Source organism: Frigidibacter sp. MR17.14 (genome assembly GCF_037095735.1).
Lineage (GTDB): Bacteria > Pseudomonadota > Alphaproteobacteria > Rhodobacterales > Rhodobacteraceae > Frigidibacter.
On record NZ_JBAWKD010000008.1, the window covers coordinates 18,220 to 38,082 of the forward strand.

24 protein-coding genes are annotated in these 19,863 nt (G+C 69.6%); 20 read left to right on the forward strand and 4 right to left on the reverse strand.

Annotated features, from left to right (window positions below; all coding sequences use genetic code 11):
• Positions 1-83 precede the first annotated feature (83 nt).
• The 13 genes from gpmI to V8J36_RS17240 all read left to right on the forward strand — a co-directional run bounded on the left by gpmI (position 84) and on the right by V8J36_RS17240 (position 12,212).
• Positions 84-1,604 carry a 2,3-bisphosphoglycerate-independent phosphoglycerate mutase gene (gpmI, locus tag V8J36_RS17180; protein ID WP_336468553.1) on the forward strand — a complete coding sequence of 507 codons (1,521 nt, stop codon included), beginning with the start codon at positions 84-86 and terminating at the stop codon, positions 1,602-1,604.
• Positions 1,601-2,827 carry a murein hydrolase activator EnvC family protein gene (locus V8J36_RS17185; RefSeq protein ID WP_336468554.1) on the forward strand — a complete coding sequence of 409 codons (1,227 nt, stop codon included), beginning with the start codon at positions 1,601-1,603 and terminating at the stop codon, positions 2,825-2,827. The genes gpmI and V8J36_RS17185 overlap by 4 nt, the downstream gene beginning before the upstream one ends.
• Complete coding sequence (locus tag V8J36_RS17190; RefSeq protein WP_336468555.1) at positions 2,824-4,167, forward strand: S41 family peptidase; 1,344 nt, start codon at positions 2,824-2,826, stop codon at positions 4,165-4,167. The genes V8J36_RS17185 and V8J36_RS17190 overlap by 4 nt, the downstream gene beginning before the upstream one ends.
• 182 nt (positions 4,168-4,349) lie before the next feature.
• Positions 4,350-4,832, forward strand: a complete 483-nt coding sequence (locus V8J36_RS17195) for an RNA pyrophosphohydrolase (protein WP_336468556.1) — start codon at positions 4,350-4,352, stop codon at positions 4,830-4,832.
• Between the two features lie 226 nt (positions 4,833-5,058).
• The gene (gene sdhC / locus V8J36_RS17200; RefSeq protein WP_336468557.1) at positions 5,059-5,448 is read left to right on the forward strand and encodes a succinate dehydrogenase, cytochrome b556 subunit; all 390 of its coding nucleotides are present in this window, start codon (positions 5,059-5,061) and stop codon (positions 5,446-5,448) included.
• 10 nt (positions 5,449-5,458) lie between these two features.
• Positions 5,459-5,830 carry a succinate dehydrogenase, hydrophobic membrane anchor protein gene (sdhD, locus tag V8J36_RS17205; protein ID WP_336468558.1) on the forward strand — a complete coding sequence of 124 codons (372 nt, stop codon included), beginning with the start codon at positions 5,459-5,461 and terminating at the stop codon, positions 5,828-5,830.
• 21 nt (positions 5,831-5,851) lie between these two features.
• Positions 5,852-7,660: a succinate dehydrogenase flavoprotein subunit gene (gene sdhA, locus V8J36_RS17210; protein WP_336468559.1), complete on the forward strand. Its 1,809-nt coding sequence runs from the start codon at positions 5,852-5,854 to the stop codon at positions 7,658-7,660.
• A gap of 4 nt (positions 7,661-7,664) precedes the next feature.
• The gene (locus tag V8J36_RS17215) at positions 7,665-7,961 is read left to right on the forward strand and encodes a hypothetical protein (protein ID WP_336468560.1); all 297 of its coding nucleotides are present in this window, start codon (positions 7,665-7,667) and stop codon (positions 7,959-7,961) included.
• Between the two features lie 84 nt (positions 7,962-8,045).
• Positions 8,046-8,825: a succinate dehydrogenase iron-sulfur subunit gene (locus tag V8J36_RS17220; protein ID WP_336468561.1), complete on the forward strand. Its 780-nt coding sequence runs from the start codon at positions 8,046-8,048 to the stop codon at positions 8,823-8,825.
• Between the two features lie 304 nt (positions 8,826-9,129).
• On the forward strand, positions 9,130-10,545 hold the full coding sequence (locus V8J36_RS17225; protein ID WP_336468562.1) for an AcvB/VirJ family lysyl-phosphatidylglycerol hydrolase: 1,416 nt from the start codon (positions 9,130-9,132) through the stop codon (positions 10,543-10,545).
• An 89-nt stretch (positions 10,546-10,634) separates the two neighbouring features.
• A complete protein-coding gene (locus V8J36_RS17230; RefSeq protein ID WP_336468563.1) occupies positions 10,635-10,793 on the forward strand; it encodes a hypothetical protein in 159 nt (52 codons plus the stop codon).
• A 124-nt stretch (positions 10,794-10,917) separates the two neighbouring features.
• Complete coding sequence (locus V8J36_RS17235; protein WP_336468564.1) at positions 10,918-11,673, forward strand: hypothetical protein; 756 nt, start codon at positions 10,918-10,920, stop codon at positions 11,671-11,673.
• On the forward strand, positions 11,673-12,212 hold the full coding sequence (locus V8J36_RS17240) for a TfoX/Sxy family protein (protein ID WP_336468565.1): 540 nt from the start codon (positions 11,673-11,675) through the stop codon (positions 12,210-12,212). The genes V8J36_RS17235 and V8J36_RS17240 overlap by 1 nt, the downstream gene beginning before the upstream one ends.
• Here V8J36_RS17240 and V8J36_RS17245 read toward each other — a convergent pair.
• The 4 genes from V8J36_RS17245 to efp all read right to left on the reverse strand — a co-directional run bounded on the left by V8J36_RS17245 (position 12,175) and on the right by efp (position 14,415).
• Positions 12,175-12,708 carry a helix-turn-helix transcriptional regulator gene (locus tag V8J36_RS17245; RefSeq protein ID WP_336468566.1) on the reverse strand — a complete coding sequence of 178 codons (534 nt, stop codon included), beginning with the start codon at positions 12,706-12,708 and terminating at the stop codon, positions 12,175-12,177. The two genes, V8J36_RS17240 and V8J36_RS17245, sit on opposite strands and share 38 nt — an antisense overlap.
• A complete protein-coding gene (locus V8J36_RS17250; protein ID WP_336468567.1) occupies positions 12,705-13,355 on the reverse strand; it encodes a cytochrome b/b6 domain-containing protein in 651 nt (216 codons plus the stop codon). The genes V8J36_RS17245 and V8J36_RS17250 overlap by 4 nt, the downstream gene beginning before the upstream one ends.
• Positions 13,348-13,632 carry a PepSY domain-containing protein gene (locus tag V8J36_RS17255; protein ID WP_336468568.1) on the reverse strand — a complete coding sequence of 95 codons (285 nt, stop codon included), beginning with the start codon at positions 13,630-13,632 and terminating at the stop codon, positions 13,348-13,350. Before V8J36_RS17255 ends, V8J36_RS17250 begins: the two co-directional genes overlap by 8 nt.
• Positions 13,633-13,848: 216 nt before the next feature.
• Positions 13,849-14,415, reverse strand: coding sequence for an elongation factor P (efp, locus tag V8J36_RS17260; protein ID WP_336468569.1), 567 nt, complete (start codon positions 14,413-14,415; stop codon positions 13,849-13,851).
• A 125-nt stretch (positions 14,416-14,540) separates the two neighbouring features.
• Here efp and epmA point away from each other — a divergent pair, with 125 nt between their 5' ends.
• From epmA to rimM, 7 genes are all read left to right on the forward strand, one after another.
• Positions 14,541-15,578, forward strand: coding sequence for an EF-P lysine aminoacylase EpmA (gene epmA, locus V8J36_RS17265; RefSeq protein WP_336468570.1), 1,038 nt, complete (start codon positions 14,541-14,543; stop codon positions 15,576-15,578).
• 329 nt (positions 15,579-15,907) lie between these two features.
• Positions 15,908-17,455, forward strand: coding sequence for a signal recognition particle protein (gene ffh, locus V8J36_RS17270; protein ID WP_336468571.1), 1,548 nt, complete (start codon positions 15,908-15,910; stop codon positions 17,453-17,455).
• The gene (locus V8J36_RS17275) at positions 17,452-17,988 is read left to right on the forward strand and encodes a GNAT family N-acetyltransferase (protein ID WP_336468572.1); all 537 of its coding nucleotides are present in this window, start codon (positions 17,452-17,454) and stop codon (positions 17,986-17,988) included. Before ffh ends, V8J36_RS17275 begins: the two co-directional genes overlap by 4 nt.
• Positions 17,981-18,277: a chorismate mutase gene (locus tag V8J36_RS17280; RefSeq protein WP_336468573.1), complete on the forward strand. Its 297-nt coding sequence runs from the start codon at positions 17,981-17,983 to the stop codon at positions 18,275-18,277. Before V8J36_RS17275 ends, V8J36_RS17280 begins: the two co-directional genes overlap by 8 nt.
• A 39-nt stretch (positions 18,278-18,316) precedes the next feature.
• Entirely contained in the window at positions 18,317-18,670 is a 354-nt protein-coding gene (rpsP, locus tag V8J36_RS17285) for a 30S ribosomal protein S16 (RefSeq protein WP_336468574.1), read from the forward strand.
• 19 nt (positions 18,671-18,689) lie between these two features.
• Entirely contained in the window at positions 18,690-19,328 is a 639-nt protein-coding gene (bluB, locus tag V8J36_RS17290) for a 5,6-dimethylbenzimidazole synthase (RefSeq protein WP_442902507.1), read from the forward strand.
• A gap of 22 nt (positions 19,329-19,350) precedes the next feature.
• Positions 19,351-19,857, forward strand: coding sequence for a ribosome maturation factor RimM (gene rimM / locus V8J36_RS17295; protein WP_336468575.1), 507 nt, complete (start codon positions 19,351-19,353; stop codon positions 19,855-19,857).
• Positions 19,858-19,863 lie beyond the last annotated feature (6 nt).

Genomic DNA, 19,863 nt, shown 5'->3' on the forward strand with positions numbered 1-19,863 from the left:
GCGGGGGCAAGTATCACGGGCTCCAAGTGTCACGGGGCCAAGCGATGGCCCCGCCCCTCCCCGGCGCCGACAGGAGATCCGCGATGCATCCCAAGCCCGTTGTTCTGTGCATCCTTGACGGCTGGGGCCAACGCGACGAAATCGAGGGCAACGCCCCGGCGCAGGCCGACACGCCCTGCTTCGACCGGATCATGGCGACCTGCCCGCATGCGACGCTGATCACCCATGGCCCCGACGTCGGCCTGCCGACCGGCCAGATGGGCAATTCCGAGGTCGGGCACACCAATATCGGCGCGGGCCGGGTGGTGGCGATGGATCTGGGCCAGATCGACCTCGCGATCGAGGACGGCAGCTTCTTCGACAATGCCGCGTTGAAGGCGTTCTGCGCGACGCTCAAGGCCTCGGGCGGGACGGCGCATCTGATGGGCGTGGTGTCGGACGGCGGCGTGCACGGGCATATCGAGCATGTGCTGGCGGCCTGCAGGGCGGTGACCGCGACGGGGGTGCCGGTGGCGCTGCATGCGATCACCGACGGGCGCGACGTGGCGCCCTCGTCCGCGGCGGGCTTCGTGGCGGATCTGGTGGCGCGGTTGCCCGAGGGCGCGAGGGTCGCCACCGTGATCGGGCGCTATTACGCGATGGACCGCGACAACCGCTGGGAGCGGGTGGGCCGCGCCTATGACGCGATGGTCAAGGCCGAGGGCGGCACCGCCACCGATGCCGTGGCTGCCGTAGAGGCCGCCTATGCCCGCGGCGAGACCGACGAATTCATTGCGCCGACGGTGATCGGGGATTTCGCCGGCGCCAAGGACGGCGACGGCGTCTTCTGCCTGAACTTCCGCGCCGACCGCGCGCGAGAGATCCTGCTGGCAATCGGCGCGCCGGAGTTCGACGGCTTCGAGACCGGCCCGCGCCCTGCTTGGGCCGCGCTTCTGGGCATGGTCGACTACTCGAAGGCCCACAACGACTTCATGACCACCTGCTATCCGAAGCAGACCATCGTCAACACGCTGGGCGAATGGGTCGCGAAGCAGGGCCTGACCCAGTTCCGGCTGGCCGAGACCGAGAAATATCCGCATGTCACCTTCTTCCTGAACGGCGGCAAGGAGCAGCCGGAGGCCGGCGAGGACCGGTTCATGCCGAAGTCGCCCAAGGTCGCCACCTATGACCTGCAGCCCGAGATGTCGTCGGAAGAGGTGACCGAACAGTTCGTGGCCGCGATCCGCCACGGCTACGACCTGATCGTGGTGAACTACGCCAACCCCGACATGGTCGGCCATACCGGCAGCCTGCCCGCCGCCATCGCCGCCTGCGAGGCGGTGGACCGCGGTCTTGCCGCGGTGACGGCGGCGCTGGCCGAGGCCGGCGGTGCGATGGTGCTGACCGCCGACCACGGCAATTGCGAGACGATGATCGATCCGGAAACCGGCGGCCCCCACACCGCCCATACCACCAACCCGGTGCCGGTCGCGCTGATCGGCGGCCCGGCGGGCGCCGGCCTGCGCAAGGGGCGGCTCGCCGATCTCGCGCCGACGCTGCTCGACCTGATGGGTCTTCCGAAGCCGGCCGAGATGACCGGCGAAAGCCTGATCGTCCGCGCATGATCGCTCGCCCCGCGCCGCTTCTGCTGGCGTTCGCCGCGGCCTCGGCCTGTGCGGTCGCGCTCTCGTCCGGGGTCTACCGGGCCGAGGCACAGGACCAGACCGCAGCCCAGATCCCCGCCGCCGCCCGCGGCGCCCCGCCGCGCCCGGTGACCGCTGCCGATGGCGCGGTGACCGCCTCGGAAGAGCTGCGCAACGCGATCGAGGCGCTGCAGCACGCAGGCTCCGGCCGCGAGCGGGTCGATGCGCTGTCGCGCACGATCCGCGCCTATGAGGCGGGCCTGTCGGACCTGCGCGAGGGGCTGCGCCGCGCCAGCCTGCGCGAGCAGGAGATCACCCGCGACCTCGACGAGCGCCGGGTGCGGATCGGCCAGATCCTCGGCGCGATGATGTCGATGCAGGACAGCCCGGCCCCGGTCGCGCTGCTGCATCCCGCGGGGCCGGAATCCGCCGTGCGCGCCGGCATGATCCTGTCCGACGTCACTCCGGCCCTGCAGGCCGAGGCGACCGACCTCGCCTCGGACCTCAAGGAGGTCGCGGCGATCCGCGCGGTGCAGGAGAACTCGGTGGGCATCCTGTCCTCGGGCCTTGCCGCCGCGCAGGAGGCGCGCACCGCGCTCAGCCAGGCGATGCAGGACCGCTCGAACCTGCCGACGCGCTTCCTGGCCGAACCCGAGGAGCTGACGCGCCTGCGCGAAAGCGCGGATTCGCTGGAAGGGTTCACCGACGGGATCGTGCGGCTCGACAGCGACATCGGCCCGCCGATGCTGGACTTCGCCGGCGCCAAGGGCACGCTGCCGATGCCGGTGCTGGGGCGGATCCTGCGCCGCGCGGGCGAGGCCGATGCCGCCGGCATCCGCCGCCCCGGCCTGATCGTCGCCACCCGCCCCGCGGCGCTGGTCACCACGCCCTGGGCCGCTACCATCCGCTATCGCGGGCCCCTGCTCGACTACGGAAACGTGATGATTCTGGAGCCCGCCTCCGGCTATCTTCTGGTTCTGGCCGGACTGGGGACCGTCTATGGTGCCGTCGGCGACGTGATCGAGGCCGGGGCACCGATCGGCCTGATGGGCGGCGCCGAACCCGGGGGGCGCGAATTTCTGGCGGCCGCGCAGCAGGGCGGTGGTGCGGAGCGGACCGAGACGCTCTACATCGAACTCAGGCAGGGCAAGACCCCCGTGGACCCGTCGGAGTGGTTCACAGAAACAGGGATGACGCAAAGATGAAGAAGTTCGTTCTGGCCGCACTGGGCGGCACCGTGGCAGGGGCGCTGCTGACCACCCAGGTCGCGGGCCCCCTGATCGCCCAGGAGGCCAAGAGCGACAGCTCTGTCTATGAACAGCTCGACCTGTTCGGCGACATCTTCGAACGCATCCGCGCCCAGTACGTCGAGGCGCCCGACAGCAAGAAGCTGATCGAGGCCGCGATCAACGGCATGCTGACCTCGCTCGATCCGCATTCGAGCTACATGCCCCCCGACGACTTCGCCGACATGCGCGTGCAGACCCGCGGCGAGTTCGGCGGTCTCGGCATCGAGGTCACGCAGGAAGAAGGCTTCGTGAAGGTCGTCTCGCCGATCGACGGGACGCCCGCGGCCGAGGCCGGCGTGCAGCCCAACGACTTCATCACCCATGTGAACGGCGAAAGCCTGATGGGCCTGACGCTCGACCAGGCGGTGGACATGATGCGCGGCCCGGTCGGGTCCGAGATCACCATCACCATCGCCCGCGAGGGCACGCCCGAGCCCTTCGACCTCGTGCTGACCCGCGACACCATCAAGGTGCAGTCGGTGACCAGCCGCGTCGAGGGCAAGACCGTGATCTTGCGGATCTCGGCCTTCAACGACCAGACCTTCCCCGGCCTGCAGGCTGACCTGAAGAAGTCCGTCGAGGATGCCGGCGGCATGGACAAGGTCAACGGCTTCGTCATCGACCTGCGCAACAACCCGGGCGGCCTGCTGAACCAGGCGATCTCGGTGTCGGACGCCTTCCTCGACGCGGGCGAGATCGTCTCGACCCGCGGCCGCAACCCGCAGGACAGCGAGCGCTACAACGCCGAACCGGGCGACATGGCGCAGGGCAAGCCGATGGTGGTGCTGATCAACGGCGGCTCGGCCTCGGCCTCGGAAATCGTCACCGGCGCGCTGCAGGACCATCACCGCGCGATCGTCGTGGGCACCAAGTCCTTCGGCAAGGGCTCGGTCCAGACGGTGATCCCGCTGAAGGGCGACGGCGCGATGCGCCTGACCACGGCGCGCTACTACACGCCCTCGGGCCGCTCGATCCAGGCGCTGGGGATCAACCCCGACATCGTCGTCGAGCAGCGCCCCGCCCCGACCGCCGAGGACGAGAACGCGCCGGCCTCGGCCACCGCCGGGCGGATGCGCTCGGAAGCCGACCTGCGCGGCGCGATCTCGAACGACTCGATGACCGAGGACGAGAAGAAGCAGGCCGAGGAAGAGCGCGCCCAGGCCGCGGCGGCGGCGAAGCTGCGTCAGGACGACTACCAGATGGCCTATGCGATCGACATCCTGAAGGGTCTTGCCGCGGTGCAGCCGGTCGAGTGACCAGAGCCGCAAGCGATTGGAAGGGGGGGCCGTCGCGCCCCCCCTTTTTCGTTGAGCGGGACGGAGGTGCGGGGGGTATGCATACCCCCCGCGCCCCCCGCGTCCGGGCGCGGGGCCCGGCGGCTTTCCCCCGGGAGAGCGGTGGATTAGGGTGGCGGCGAACCCGGACCGGAGCCTGCCTGATGACCAAAGACCTGCCCTATCGCCCCTGCGTCGGCGTGATGCTGATCGATGCCCGCGGGCGGATCTTCGCCGGGCGCCGGATCGACAGCCCCGCCGGCGCGCCGCCGGCCTGGCAGATGCCGCAGGGGGGCATCGACGAGGGCGAGAAGCCGCGCGCCGCGGCGCTGCGCGAACTGTGGGAAGAGACCGGGGTCACTGGCGAGCTGGTCGAGTTCGTCGCCAAGACCGAAGACTGGGTCACCTACGACCTGCCGCCCGAGCTGCTGGGCCGGGTCTGGGGCGGCAAGTACCGCGGGCAGAAGCAGAAGTGGTTCCTGTTCCGCTTCACCGGCGCGGACGCGCAGATCGACATCGCGACCGAGCACCCCGAGTTCGCGGAATGGAAATGGATCGCCGCGGACGAGATGATCGCCGCCATCGTTCCTTTCAAGCGCGCCGTCTACGAGAGCGTCGTCGCCGAGTTCCGCCCGCATCTGGCCTGACTCGGCCGCGACGACTCGCCGCGCCCCCGTGAGCGCCAACATCGTGATCACAGCCTGCGGGCGTGTGATCACAAAAGCCGAAAATCCGCCGTTTCGGTGCGCTTTTGCATGCCGCAGCTGCACGGCGCGCGTGACTTGGGGATTTTTTCCGCTATTCAGGGACCACTATCCCAGCCCGGCACGGCGGCCCCGGCAGCCGAGCCCGCCAGTCGAAGAGGGAGCCAAGATGGCAGAGCCCAAGAGGGTCCAGCGGCCGATCTCGCCGTTCATGATCGGACCGTACTACCGCCCCCAACTGACCTCGATGACGTCGATCCTCACCCGGATCACCGGGAACGCGATGATCGTCGCCTTCTTCCTGGGGACCTGGTGGATGCTCGCCGCCGCGACCTCGCCCGAGTATTTCGCGCAGGTGAATGCCTGCGTGACCTCGTGGCTGGGCGACATCGTGTTCTTCCTGTCGCTCTGGGGTCTTTGCTACCACTTCCTCGCCGGGATCCGGCACCTGATCTTCGACGCGGGCCGCGGGCTCGACATTCCCACCGCCGAGAAGCTCGGCTGGGCCTGCGTCATCGGGTCGGTCGTGCTGGCCGTCCTCGTCGCCGTCATCGTCTGAGGAGGCACCGATGCGCTACATCACCGACCGCAAGCGCGCCGTGGGCCGCGGCGCCTCTGGCACCGGGACCGAGCATCACTGGCACATGCAGGTCAGCGCCGTCGCGCTGGCGATCCTGACGCCGGTCTTCGTCATCGGCTTCGGCTCGACGCTGGGCAAGGATTACGAGGGCGTCCGCGCCTTCTTCGCCAACCCCTTCTGGGCGATCTGGACCGCGCTCTTCCTCATCGTCTCGATGCGCCACTTCGCTGCCGGCGCCACGATGATGATCGAGGACTACTGGCGCGGCACGCTTCGCAAGGGGCTCATCATCACCGTGATCTGCCTGTCGTGGCTGATCTCTGCCGTGGGCCTCTTCGCGCTCGTGAAGATGGCGCTCTGAGCGGGACAAAGGACGAATAAGATGGCTGCTTACGAATACGAGACGCATGTCTACGACGTGGTGGTGGTCGGCGCCGGCGGCGCGGGCCTGCGCGCGACGCTGGGCATGGCCGAACAGGGCCTGCGCACCGCCTGCATCACCAAGGTCTTCCCGACCCGCTCGCACACCGTCGCGGCGCAGGGCGGCATCGCCGCCTCGCTGGCGAACATGGGCCCCGACAACTGGCAGTGGCACATGTACGACACCGTGAAGGGGTCGGACTGGCTGGGCGACACCGACGCCATGGAGTACCTCGCGCGTGAGGCCCCCAAGGCGGTCTACGAGCTTGAGCACTACGGTGTGCCGTTCTCGCGCACCGAAGAGGGCAAGATCTACCAGCGCCCGTTCGGCGGCCACACCACCGAGTTCGGGGAAGGCCCGCCGGTGCAGCGCACCTGCGCCGCCGCCGACCGGACCGGCCACGCGATCCTGCATACGCTCTACGGCCAGTCGCTGAAGCAGAAGGCCGAGTTCTTCATCGAATACTTTGCGCTCGACCTGATCATGGCCGAGGACGGCAAGTCCTGCGTGGGCGTGCTCGCCTGGAAGCTGGACGACGGCACGATGCATGTCTTCAGCGCCAAGACCGTGGTGCTGGCGACCGGCGGCTACGGCCGCGCCTATTTCTCGGCCACCTCGGCCCATACCTGCACCGGCGACGGTGGCGGCATGGTCGCGCGGGCCGGCCTGCCGCTGCAGGACATGGAATTCGTGCAGTTCCACCCGACCGGCATCTACGGCTCGGGCTGCCTGATCACCGAGGGCGCCCGCGGCGAGGGCGGCTATCTGACCAACTCGGAAGGCGAGCGGTTCATGGAACGCTACGCGCCGACCTACAAGGATCTGGCCTCGCGCGACGTGGTTTCGCGCTGCATGACCATGGAGATCCGCGAAGGCCGCGGCGTGGGCGAGCACAAGGACCACATCTTCCTGCACCTCAACCACCTGCCGCCGGAAACCCTGCATGAACGCCTGCCGGGCATTTCGGAATCGGCGCGGATCTTCGCGGGCGTCGACCTGACCAAGGAACCGATCCCGGTGCTGCCGACCGTGCACTACAACATGGGCGGCATTCCCACGAACTACTGGGGCGAGGTTCTCGACCCGACCGCCGACAGCCCCGACGCCGTCTTCCCGGGCCTGATGGCCGTGGGCGAGGCCGGCTGCGCCTCGGTGCATGGTGCGAACCGCCTTGGCTCGAACTCGCTGATCGACCTCGTGGTCTTCGGCCGCGCCGCGGCGATCAAGGCCGGCCAGATCCTGAACCCCGCCTCGGCCAACCCGGATCTGAACAAGGCCTCGATCGACAAGGCCTTCGACCGGTTCGACGGGCTGCGCCATGCCTCGGGCGCGATCCCGACGGCCGACCTGCGCCTTGAGATGCAGAAGACCATGCAGGCCGACGCCGCCGTCTTCCGCACCGACAAGACGCTGGCCGAGGGCGTCGAGAAGATGAAGGCCGTCGCCGCCAAGCAGGGCGACCTGAAGGTCACCGACCGCAGCCTCGTCTGGAACTCGGACCTGATGGAGACGCTCGAGCTGACCAACCTGATGCCGAACGCGCTGGCGACGATCGTCGGTGCCGAGGCGCGGAAGGAAAGCCGCGGCGCCCATGCGCACGAGGACTATCCGGACCGCGACGACGTGAACTGGCGCAAGCACTCGCTGGCCTGGGTCGAGGGCAACGAGGTGAAACTGGGCTACCGCCCGGTGCATCTCGAACCGCTGACCCGCGCCGACGAAGGCGGGATCGACCTGAAGAAGATCGCGCCCAAGGCGCGGGTCTACTGAGCCGATGGCGGCGGTGACGCGCCTTGGGATGCTGGGTCTGGCGGCGGCGGCAACGCTTGCCGCCTGCGGCCCGATCCCGCGCGCCGATGCCGAGCGCGTCTGCGCCAGCCGCTTCCAGCCGACGCGCGCGCTGAGCGGCACCGTCAAGGCCGGCGTGTCGAACGGGAACCTGTCGCAGGGCTACGAGCTGGATTTCCAGCCCGGCGTCGACTTCGGCGACCCGAACGCGGGCTACACCGCCTGCGTGCAGCGCAAATCGGGCGAGTATCCGTCGCGCCCGCTCTATCAGATCGGGGGCTGAGCATGGCCCCCGCCCGACAGCCAGACCTCCGGCCAGCGATGCACGGCCGCCAGATTTCCGGAACGACTGGAAAGGACCGACCCCATGGTTGAGCTTACGCTTCCCAAGAACTCGAAGATCCGCGTCGGCAAGACCTGGCCGAAGCCCGAGGGCAAGAATGTCCGCAAGTTCCAGATCTACCGCTGGAACCCCGATGACGGCGAGAACCCGCGGGTCGACACCTATTTCCTCGACATGGACAAGTGCGGCCCGATGGTTCTGGACGCGCTGATCAAGATCAAGAACGAGATCGACCCGACGCTGACCTTCCGCCGGTCCTGCCGGGAAGGCATCTGCGGATCCTGCGCGATGAACATCGGCGGCATCAACACGCTGGCCTGCATCTATGGCCTCGACGAGGTGCATGGCGAGGTCGTCAAGATCAACCCGCTGCCGCACATGCCGGTGGTGAAGGACCTGATCCCGGACCTGACGCATTTCTATGCCCAGCACGCCTCGATCATGCCTTGGCTGGAAACCAAGACCAACCGGCCGGCCAAGGAATGGCGTCAGTCGATCGAGGACCGCAAGAAGCTGGACGGTCTTTACGAGTGCGTCATGTGCGCCTCCTGCTCGACCGCCTGCCCGAGCTACTGGTGGAACTCGGACCGCTACCTCGGCCCGGCGGCGCTGCTGCACGCCTATCGCTGGATCATCGATTCGCGCGACGAGGCGACCGGCGAGCGGCTGGACGAGCTGGAGGATCCCTTCAAGCTCTACCGCTGCCACACGATCATGAACTGCGCCAAGACCTGCCCGAAGGGTCTGAACCCGGCCAAGGCGATCGCCGAGATCAAGCGGATGATGGTCGAGCGCGTCGTCTGACGCCCGCGGCCCGGAAACAGGTCGGGGGGGGGCGCGAGCCCNGAACCAGCGCGCGGAAGACCTGATGATGAACGCGCCCTCCGAGCCGACGAACGAGCAGCTGCGCGAACTGCGGCTGCGTGTGTTGCCGAAGGACAGCTAAAGAAAACAGGTCGGGGGGGCTCGCGAGCCCCCCCGCGCCCCCCCGCGCTTCGGTGCCCCTGCCCTTCGCCGCGCTTGTCTTCGGACGAATTATGGCCCCTGTGAGCTTCCTGTAATCTTTCGCGCCGATTGAGGGCGGGAAGACCTGCCCCGGAAGCCCGCCATGCCCCATCCCCGCCTTCGCCGCCTTGCCCTTTTCGCAGCCGGGGCCCTGCTGTGCCTTGGCCTCGGCATCGCCGGGCTCGAGGCCTGGCGCGCCCGTCCCGAGGCGCTGCCGGTGCCGGCCGCCCATGTCTCGGTCCGCCTGCTCTCTGACATCCCGGTCTATGCCCCGCCGAAGGGCGTGACGCCGCGCGCGGTGGTGGTGCATTTCTCGGACGGCGAGGACGGGGTGCCCGCGGCGCTGGTGAAGGCGGGCGCGGTGGTGCTGACCGTCGACACCGAGCGCTTCCGCAAGGCGGTCGCCGACCGCGCGGTGGCCGAGCATCAGGACTGCATCTATCTCGCCGGCGATGTCGGCGACATCGCCGCGGCGGCGCAGCGCGCGCTGGGGATGAGCGATTACTTCCAGCCGATCTTCACCGGGACCGGCCCCGGCTCGACGCTGGCCTATCTGTCGTTCGGAAACGCCCCCCCGAACACCCTGACCGGCGCGATCGGCACCGGCTTCACCGACCGCATCGACATGCCGGTGCCCTTCTGCCCGGTGCCGACCATGACCCGCACCACCGCGGGCGACTGGGAGGCCGGGCTGTCGGAGCCGCTGCAGGGTCAGGCCGTGCTGTTCGCCGGGCCGCAGGACCTGCCGCGCTTCCAGGCGATGGCGAGGGGCAATCCGACGCTGGCCGTCGAACCCGATGCCGGGGCGCCGGCCGACCAGATCACAGCCGCGCTCGACCGGCTGGCCCCGCGGGGCGAGGATGCGGCGCTGCCGCTGGTGCAGCTGCCGGCGCAGTCGCGGACCGGGGCGCCGGTGCCGCCGCGCGCGCTGGCGGTGGTGCTGTCGGGCGACGGCGGCTGGCGCGACATCGACATGCAGCTGGGTGACCTGCTGCAGAAGGACGGGATCCAGGTCGTCGGCCTTGATTCGCTGCGCTACTTCTGGGCGCAGAAGCAGCCGGGCACCATCGCGGCCGACCTTTCCCGCGCCATCACCTCGGCAGACCCGTCGGGCAGGCTGCAGGTGATGCTGCTGGGCTATTCCTTCGGGGCGGACGTGCTGCCCTTCGCCCAGCCGCTGCTGCCGCAGGGGATCCGCGACCGAGTCGCCCTGACCGCGCTGCTGGCACCGGGCCGGACCACCGACTTCCGCGTCCATGTCACCGGCTGGCTGGGCGTGCAGTCCGGCAGCGCCGACATCGTGGGGGCGGTGGCCAAGCTGCCCGTCGCGACCACGCTCTGTGTCTGGGGCAAGGACGAGGGCAAGGACTCCGCCTGTTCGGATCCGTCGCTGGACTCGGTGCCGCAGATCCAGACCGCCGGCGGCCATCACTTCGATGGCAACTACAAGGGCCTTGCCGCAACGCTGCTGGACCGCTTCGCGAAGAACGCGCCCGAGGTCGCTGCGTTGCAGCGATAGCATGGCACGCATGCGGATAAATCGGTGGTCGAAGCATCGGCCGGGCCCTATCTGAGCGGGCAGGGAGGAAAGACAGACGGAGAAGATCCATGTCCTTCCACGACCCGAAGTCGGTAGTTGCCGCCCCCGCCGCCAAGGCTGCCGCCCCGGTTCCCGCGATGCCCGACTACTACATGCCCGAAGCCGCCCCGGCCCCCGAGGTGAAGGCGATCCCGGCGCTGGAGCAGATGTTCGGCTATTACGCCTGATCGTCGCCCGGCGCGACGTCCCCCCGGATACGTCGCGCGGCCGGCAACAGCCCGGCCGAACCTCCGGCCGAACGGGCTGCCCGCGCTTGACGCGCCGGCCCGTCGGCCCGAAGCTTGCGGCACCATGAGCCGAAACCGCTTCCTTCCCGCGCTGATCCTCGCCCTCGTGCCGCTTTCGGCGCTGGCCGACGAGACGCCCCCCGCCCTCTCCGACTACATCGTGTTCGGCTGCCGGCAGGGCGAGGCCGCGCTGACGCCCTTCGTCTTCCGCCGCACGCCCGGCGGCGGGATCGAGCCGGTGACCGGCGAGGGCACCGGCGACGTGACCGATGGCGGGCGCATCGTGCAGGTGACCGAACCCGAGCCCGGCACGCTGGTCGTCAGCCGCGGCGCCACCACGCTGCGGTTCAGCGGCGGAAAGATGACCACGCTTGGCCCCACCGGCGGCAGTCAGGCCACCAGCTGCCTACGCCTCGACGAGGCCTTCCTCACTGCGCTCGGCGCGGTGGCGGACGACCGGCTGAAGCAGGGCGCGGTCCCGGACGAGATCGCGGCCCTGCAGCGCGCGCATCTCGAGCGGCAGACCCGCGCCGCGGAAGCCGAGGCCGAGGCCGCCCGCACCCGCGAGGCGCGCGAGGCCGAGCGCAGCCGCCGTCAGCCCACCGTCGAGAACTGGCATATCGGCGGCGCGCCGACGGTCATCGACAACGGCCGGCCGGCCTATGACGAGACCGACCTGCTGACCGCCTACATCCTGTCGAACCGCGAGTTGCTGGACAGCGCCCCGGTCGATCCGGACCTGAGGCGCGATCTCGATGACCTCTACAACCGTCTGGAACGCCAGCTCGGTCCCGATCCGCGGCGCTGGTCGCGGCGCTGATGACCTTCGACGCGGGCCTGGCCGAGCGGCTGCGGGCACTGCTGGACGACCGGCCCGGGATCCGCGAGCAGCGGATGATGGGGGCGCTGGTCTTCCTGCAGGACGGCGCGATGATCTGCGGCGTGGCCGGGGACGACCTGCTGCTGCGCCTCGGGCCCGAGGCCGCGGCAGAGGCGCTGACCCTGCCCCATGTGCGCCCCTTCCGTCTCGGCGCCAGCCGCAGCCCGCGGAGCTTCGTGCTGGTCGAGGCAGAGGGCGTGGCCGAGGATCAGGCGCTGCGGACTGGCTGGCACGCGCCCGCCCGCGCGAGCGCTGAGCGTGGCAGCCCGGGCGAAGGCACTGCCCCGCAACGCAAGCGCCTGCCGGAAGCCGCCGCGGGTGGCAGCCGTCAGCCCGCTCGGGCCTGCCGTCCAGAGCATCGGCGCGCGAGGCATACCCCACGCACGCGTCCGCCCGATATGTCCGCCCGGGCCTTGGCAGAGGGCGCGGCAAGGACAGCCGTCACCACCACCCTCGGGCAGGGCCCTGCGCCCCGGTAACGCCCTGGTCGAGCAGGTCTTCGACGAACCAGGCGGCGAACTGCGCCCGGCCCGAGACCCCGGCCTTGGCATAGATCCGTGTCAGCTGCGCGCGCACCGTGCCGGCGGCCGCGCCGCGGATCGCCGCGATCTCGGCCACGTCGAGGCCTTTCAGCGCCAGCAGGCCGACATCGCGCTCGGCCGGGGTCAGGCCCCAGGCGGTGAACTGGCGCCCCACCACCTCGGCCAGCGCGCCGCGGGCAGTGTCCAGCGCCCGCGCCTGCGCCTGCATGTGCTCGAGTGTCCGGCGCAATTGCCAGCCCGAGAACACCACCCCAAGGATCAGCGCCACCGCGACGAGGCCTTCGAACAGGCTTTCCGGCGCGAGGGGATCGACCAGCAGATCGGCCAGAGCATCCCCGACGAAGAAGACCGCCGCCACCGCCTGAACCAGCAGCAGGCTGGCCAGGGCCAACGGTTCGCGCCGATCCGGGCGGCTGTCCGACGTGCTGCTCACGGCCGGCGGCGTCCGATCAGCATCGGTCGCACGAGGTTGCGGCGCAGCGCGCGGCTTTCCAGTGCCACCCCGGCGACATGCACCGCCGCAAGGATCAGGATCAGGTTCGCGACCACGCCATGCACCTCACCGGCGACTTCCTTCACGGGCCCATCCTCGGCGCTGTCACCCGCCGCCGCAAGCGCCGACCAGTCGCCCGCCGCGACCGCCGCCTTCTGCTCGGCGATGGTCACCGGGCTTTCGCCGCCGGTGAGGATCAGCCCGGTCAGCACGGTCAGCCCGAGGCAGGCCCAAAGCGCGTAGACCATCACCGCCCCGGCCGGGTTGTGCGAGGGATGCTCGCCCGGGCGGCCGAGCAGAACCGCGCGCAGATGCGCCAGCCCCGCGCGCGGGTTCAGCGGAAAGGACGAGAACCGCGCCTCGACCGGCCCGAGAAAGCCCCAGCCGATGCGCAGCGCCAGAAGGCCGCCCATGGCCCAGCCGATCCAGACATGGGTGATGCCGCCGGGCTTGTCGATCAGCCCGTTCAGCAGCACCCCCGCCGCCACCGCCCAATGCGTCAGGCGCACCAGCGGGTCCCAAGGGTCGGGGGGCGCGGCGGCGCCCCCCCGTTTCGAGGCCGCGAGCGAGGACCGGGGTTCAGTCATTTTCCTTGACCTTGGCGACCGTACCGGTCTTGGCGTCGATATAGACCTCGTAGAGTTTCTTCGCGGCGTCGTGGCACTTGGCCTCGATCTTGCCGTCCTCGGCCTCGAACTCTGGCGTCATGCAGCCCGCGGCCTCGAGCGCGGCCTTGGCTTCGGTCGGGTTGCCGACCTTGTCGCCGACCTTCGGCATGGCCATGGCGAGGGCCGGCAGCGCGGTGATCGCGGCGGCGAGGGCTGCGGCGCGGATGGCGGTCTGCAGCGGGGCGGTCTTCGTCATTCTGTATCCTCCGGGTGATGACCGGACGCCGGAACGGGCGCCGCGGCCCCGCCGTCCTGCCCGGCGAAACCGACGCGGTCGATGCGAGGAACGATGACGAGACAGGTCGTAAGCGGATGCTTACGCGCCCCCGTGCCGGCGCCGGATGCGCGGCAAACGAAAAGGGGCGGCCCCGCAGGACCGCCCCCTCATTCCGTCCGACCGTGGCGGCCGAGATCAGTCCTTCTCGCGGCCCTGATAGCTCAGGTCCTCGGTGTTGATGACGATCCGGGTGCCGGGGCCGATGTGCGGCGGCACCATCACGCGCACGCCGTTGTCGGCGATCGCGGGCTTGTAGGAGGACGAGGCGGTCTGCCCCTTCACCACCGGCTCGGTCTCGACGATCTCGACCACGACCTTGGCGGGCAGTTCCATCGCGATGGCGACGCCCTCGTAGGTGCGCAGGTAGACCTTGACGCCTTCCTTCAGGAACACCTTGTCGTCGCCCACCACGTCGGGGGACACGGCCAGCTGTTCGTAGGTGTTCGGCTCCATGAAGTGGAAGCCCTCGGCGTCGTCATAGAGGTAGTCGTATTCGCGCTCGTCGACCGTGGCCTTTTCCACCATCTCGGTGGTGCGCCAGCGTTCGGCGACCTTCACCCCGTCCGAGATGCGGCGCATGTCGACCGAGGTCGTGGGCGTGCCCTTGCCGGGGTGGAAGTTCTCGGCTTTGAGAACGGCATAGAGCTTGCCGTCCATCTCGACGACGTTGCCCTTGCGGAGCGAGGAGGCGATGACTTTCACGGCGCGAATTCCTTCGGCAATCTTGTGATGCGTTGGCACCCGGCGTAGGTGCGGGCGCGATCGTCAGGGCGCTAGCGCATCTGGCGGAAGATTTCCAGCACTAAGCCGAGCGACGGAGGCCCCCGATGACCGATGCCCCCTGGTGGTCCCCTGCCCGCCACGCCGACCGCCGCCCCGCGCTGATGGCCAGGAACCGCATCCAGGCCGCGATCCGCGGCTGGCTGGCGGACGAGGATTTCACCGAGGTCGATCCTGCCGCCCTGCAGGTCTCTCCGGGCAACGAGACGCATCTGCACGCCTTCGGGACCGACGCCATCGGCAACGACGGGGTCGCGCATCGCCGCTACCTGCACACCAGCCCCGAATTCGCGATGAAGAAACTGATCGCGGCCGGCGAGACCCGGATCGCGGCCTTCGCCCATGTCTGGCGCAACCGCGAGCGCGGGGTCCTCCACGCGCCCGAGTTCACCATGCTGGAATGGTACCGCGCAGGCGCAGCCTATGAGGTGCTGTTCGACGATTGCGCGGCCCTGCTGCGGATCGCGGCGACCGCCGCGGGAACCGGGACCTTCCGCTTCCGCGACGCGACCTGCGATCCCTTCGCCCGGCCCGAGCGGCTTTCGGTGGCCGAGGCCTTCCGCCGCCACGCCGGCATCGACCTGCTGGCGACCTGCGACGGGTCCGGCGGCACCGATGCCGCGGCGCTGGCGGCGCAGCTTGACGCGACGGGGGTCGCCCGCGCGGCCGATGACACCTGGTCGGACATGCTTGCGCGCGTGCTGGGCGAGAAGGTCGAGCCGCATCTGGGCCATGGCCGGGCGACGATCCTCGACCGCTACCCGGCACCCGAGGCAGCCCTCGCCCGTCGTGCGACAGACGATCCGCGCACCGCCGAGCGGTTCGAGCTTTACGCCTGCGGGGTCGAGCTGGCGAACGGCTTCGGCGAGCTGACCGACCCGGTCGAGCAGCGCTTGCGCTTCACCGCCGACATGGCCGAGAAACACCGCCGCTATGGCGAGAGCTATCCGCTGGACGAGGAACTGCTGGCGGCGCTGCCGCTGATGCCGCCGACGAGCGGAATCGCGCTGGGCTTCGACCGGCTGGTAATGCTGGCGACCGCCGCGCCGCATATCGACCTCGTGCTCTGGGCGCCGCCGGCGTGACGCCTCCGGCGGGAGTATTTGGGCCAAGCCGAAAGCACATTCGGCTTGGCTGAAATACTCCGGGGGGCGGCGCAGCCGCGGGGGCAGCGCCCCCTCCCCGGCCCGTCACGCTTGACTCCTCCGCCCCCAGCCTGTAACCCGCGCCCAATTCCCCGGAAGTTCGCGCTTCCGGTCCCATCCCGTATCCGGGGGGATCGCCGTCCGTCAGCGCGTTGCGCCCACGGGCGCCGCTTCGCTTTGATCGTTTCCGCAAGGAAGGGCTGGGGATTTCCTCACCGTCGCCTTACATCGGCGGCACGTCGCAACGCATCGGGCCAAGGAGCGCCGCCATGTTCGAGAACCTTTCCGACCGGCTCTCCGGTGTCTTCGACCGGCTGACCAAGCAGGGCGCGCTGTCGGCCGAAGACGTCGAGGTCGCGCTGCGCGAAGTGCGCGTGGCGCTGCTGGAAGCCGACGTCTCGCTGCCGGTCGCCCGCCAGTTCGTGAAGGCCGTCACCGCCAAGGCCACCGGCGCCGCGGTCACCAAGTCGATCACCCCCGGCCAGCAGGTCGTGAAGATCGTCCATGACGAGCTGATCCGCACGCTGAAGGGCGACGCGGATCCGGGCGTCCTGAAGATCGACAACCCGCCCGCGCCGATCCTGATGGTCGGTCTGCAGGGCTCGGGCAAGACCACCACCACCGCCAAGATCGCCCTGCGCCTGAAGAACCGCGACAAGAAGCGCGTTCTGATGGCCTCGCTCGACACCAACCGCCCGGCGGCGATGGAGCAGCTGGCGATCCTCGGCACCCAGATCGGCGTCGACACCCTGCCGATCGTCAAGGGCGAGAACGCCGTCCAGATCGCCAAGCGCGCCAAGCAGCAGGCGACGCTCGGCGGCTACGATGTCTACATGCTCGACACCGCCGGCCGTCTGCACATCGACGAAGTGCTGATGGACGAGGTGCAGGCGGTCCGTGACGTGGCCTCCCCGCGCGAGACGCTGCTAGTGGTCGACGGCCTGACCGGTCAGGACGCGGTGAACGTCGCGACCGAGTTCGACGGCAAGGTCGGGATCTCGGGCGTCGTGCTGACCCGGATGGACGGCGACGGCCGTGGCGGTGCGGCGCTGTCGATGCGCGCGATCACCGGCAAGCCGATCCGCTTCGTCGGTCTCGGCGAGAAGATGGACGCGCTCGAGACCTTCGAGGCCGAGCGCGTCGCCGGCCGCATCCTCGGCATGGGCGACATCGTCGCGCTGGTGGAAAAGGCGCAGGCGACCTTCGAGGCCGAACAGGCCGAGCGGATGATGAAGCGGTTCCAGAAGGGCCTCTTCAACATGAACGACCTCAAGGGCCAGCTCGAGCAGATGCTCAAGATGGGCGGCATGCAGGGTGTCATGGGCATGATGCCGGGCATGGGCAAGATGGCCAAGCAGGCCGAGGCCTCTGGCATGAACGACCAGGCGATCCGCCGCCAGATCGCGCTGATCAACTCGATGACCAAGAAGGAACGGGCCAACCCCGACCTTCTGCAGGCCAGCCGCAAGAAGCGCATCGCCGCCGGCGCCGGTCTGGACGTGGCCGAGCTGAACCGGCTGCTGAAGATGCAGAAGCAGATGGCCGACGCGATGAAGAAGCTTGGCAAGATGGGCAAGGGCGGCATGCTCAAGCAGGCCATGCAGATGTTCGGCGGCAAGATGCCGGGCGGTCTGCCCAAGGACCTGTCGAAGATGAGCCCGGCCGAGATGGAAGAGGCCGCGAAGTCTCTGCAGGGCCAGATGAGCGATCGCATGGCCGGCGGCGGCCCCGACCTGTCGAAGGCGCCGCTGCCGCCGGGCCTGTCGGGCCTTGGGGGCGGGCTTTCCGGCTTCGGGGGCTTCGGAAAGAAGAAATGACCGTCGCGCTGTCCCCCACCCCGGTCCTCGAGACCGAACGGCTGGTGCTGCGCGCGCCGCAGGGTGCCGACTGGCAGGCCTGGGCGCCGTTCTCCGGCTCGGACCGGTCGCGATTCATCGGCGGGCCGCTCGACCGGGCACAAGCGTTCCGCGCCTTCGGGCATGTGATCGGCATGTGGGCGATCCGCGGCTTCGGCAGCTTCGTCTTCACCGAGAAGGGCAGCGACGTCGCGCTCGGCATGGCCGGCCCCTGGTATCCCGAAGGCTGGCCCGAGCGCGAGATTGGCTGGACGCTGTGGTCGGCCGAGGCCGAGGGCAAGGGCTATGCCTTCGAGGCCGCCGCCGCCGCGCGTCACCATGCCTTCGCCGCCCTCGGCTGGGACACGGCCGTCAGCTACATCGATCCCGAGAACGCGCGCTCGATCGCCCTTGCGCGTCGCCTGGGCGCCGTCGAGGACCGGGGCGCCGCGCATCCGGGCGACAGGCCCTGCCTCGTCTTCCGCCACCCGACCCCGGAGGCTTGCCATGTCTGATGCCGTCACCCGCGCCGCCCAGTTGCTGCGCGAGCATCGTGAATCGATCGACCGGCTGGACGCGATCCTCGTCTACACGCTGGCCGAGCGCTTCAAGCACACCCAGTCGGTCGGCCGTCTGAAGGCCGAGCACGAGCTTCCGCCTTCGGACCCTTCGCGCGAGGCGGTGCAGATCGCCCGGCTCGAGCGGCTGTCGGAAGAGGCCGATCTCGACCCCGAGTTCGCCAAGAAATTCCTGAACTTCATCATCTCCGAAGTCATCAGGCATCACGAGAACCTGCAGAAATAACGGGCACCTGCCCGCAAACCCCATCCAAGGAGAATACCCATGTCCATGAAGATCCGTCTCGCCCGCGGTGGTTCCAAGAAGCGCCCGCACTACGCCATCGTCGCCACCGACTCGCGCATGCCGCGCGATGGCCGCTTCCTGGAGAAGCTGGGCACCTACAACCCGCTGCTGGCCAAGGACGACGAGCGCCGCGTGCAGATGAACATGGAGCGCGTGCAGTACTGGCTGTCGCAGGGTGCCCAGCCGACCGACCGTATCGCCCGCTTCCTGGAAGCCGCCGGCGTGCGCGAGAAGGCCACCCGCAACAACCCGAAATCGGCCGTCCCGGGCAAGAAAGCCACCGCCCGCGCTGCCGAGAAAGCCAAGAAGGCCGAGGCCGCTTCGGCCGAGTGATCCGTTCGGGATCATTGGCTTGACCGGCCCCGCCCCCTTCGCGCCCGACTTCGTGGAAGAGCTGCACCGGCTCTTCCACTGGCGGCGTGACGTGCGGCGGTTCCGCACCGATCCGGTCCCCGACGAGGCCTTTGCGCGCGCGCTGACGGCCTTCGCCGGGGCACCCTCGGTGGGCCTATCGGAGCCATGGCGGGTGATCCGCGTCGACAGCGCCGGGGCGAAAGCCGCGGCGCTTGCCAATTTCGAGGCCGCGAATGCCGAGGCGCTGGCCCGCCAGCAGCCCGACGCCGCCGACCTCTATGCCCGGCTGAAGCTGGCCGGGCTGCGCGAGGCGCCGGTGCATCTTGCGGTCTGGTGCGACGAGGGCACCACCAAGGGCCGCGGCCTCGGGGCCGGGACCATGCCGGAAACCCGCGCCTATTCGGTGGTCTGCGCGATCACCTGCCTCTGGCTCGCGCTGCGGGCCGAAGGATTGGGGCTGGGCTGGGTGTCGATCCTCGACCCCGAGCGGCTTCGGGCCGATCTGAAAGTGCCTGACGGCTGGCGCTTCATCGGCTATCTCTGCATCGGCTTCCCCGAGGCCGAGGAAGACCGGCCAGAGCTGGAAAAGCTTGGCTGGGAAACGCGCCGGGGCCTTCCGGCGATCGAGACGCGCTGAACGCAGCCGGGCGAGGACGACGATGACGAAACAGGACCGTGTCTGCGTGGGCGCCATCGCCGGCGCTTTCGGCGTGTCGGGCGAGGTGCGGCTGAAAAGCTTCTGCGCCGAGCCCGAGGCGATCATCGATTACGCCCCCCTCTATTCCGAAGACGGTGCGAAGGTCTTCTCGGTCAAGCTGACACGCCCCGTCACCGGCGGACTTGGCGCCCGGCTTGGCGGTGTCGCGACCAAAGAGCAGGCGGATGCGCTGAAGGGCGTGACCCTCTGGGCCGACCGGGAAAAGCTGCCCTCGCTGCCCGATGACGAATTCTACCATGCCGACCTGATCGGCCTGCCGGTGCTGGACGTCGGCGGCGTGGCGCTGGGAACGGTGCGCGCGGTGCACAACCACGGCGCAGGCGACATCCTAGAGGTGACGGGCCCCGGACGCCGCCAGCCGCTGCTGATCCCCTTCACCCGCGAGGCGGTGCCGACCGTCGACCTGACCGCGGGCCGGATCATCGCCGATCTGCCCGAAGAGATCTGAGATGAG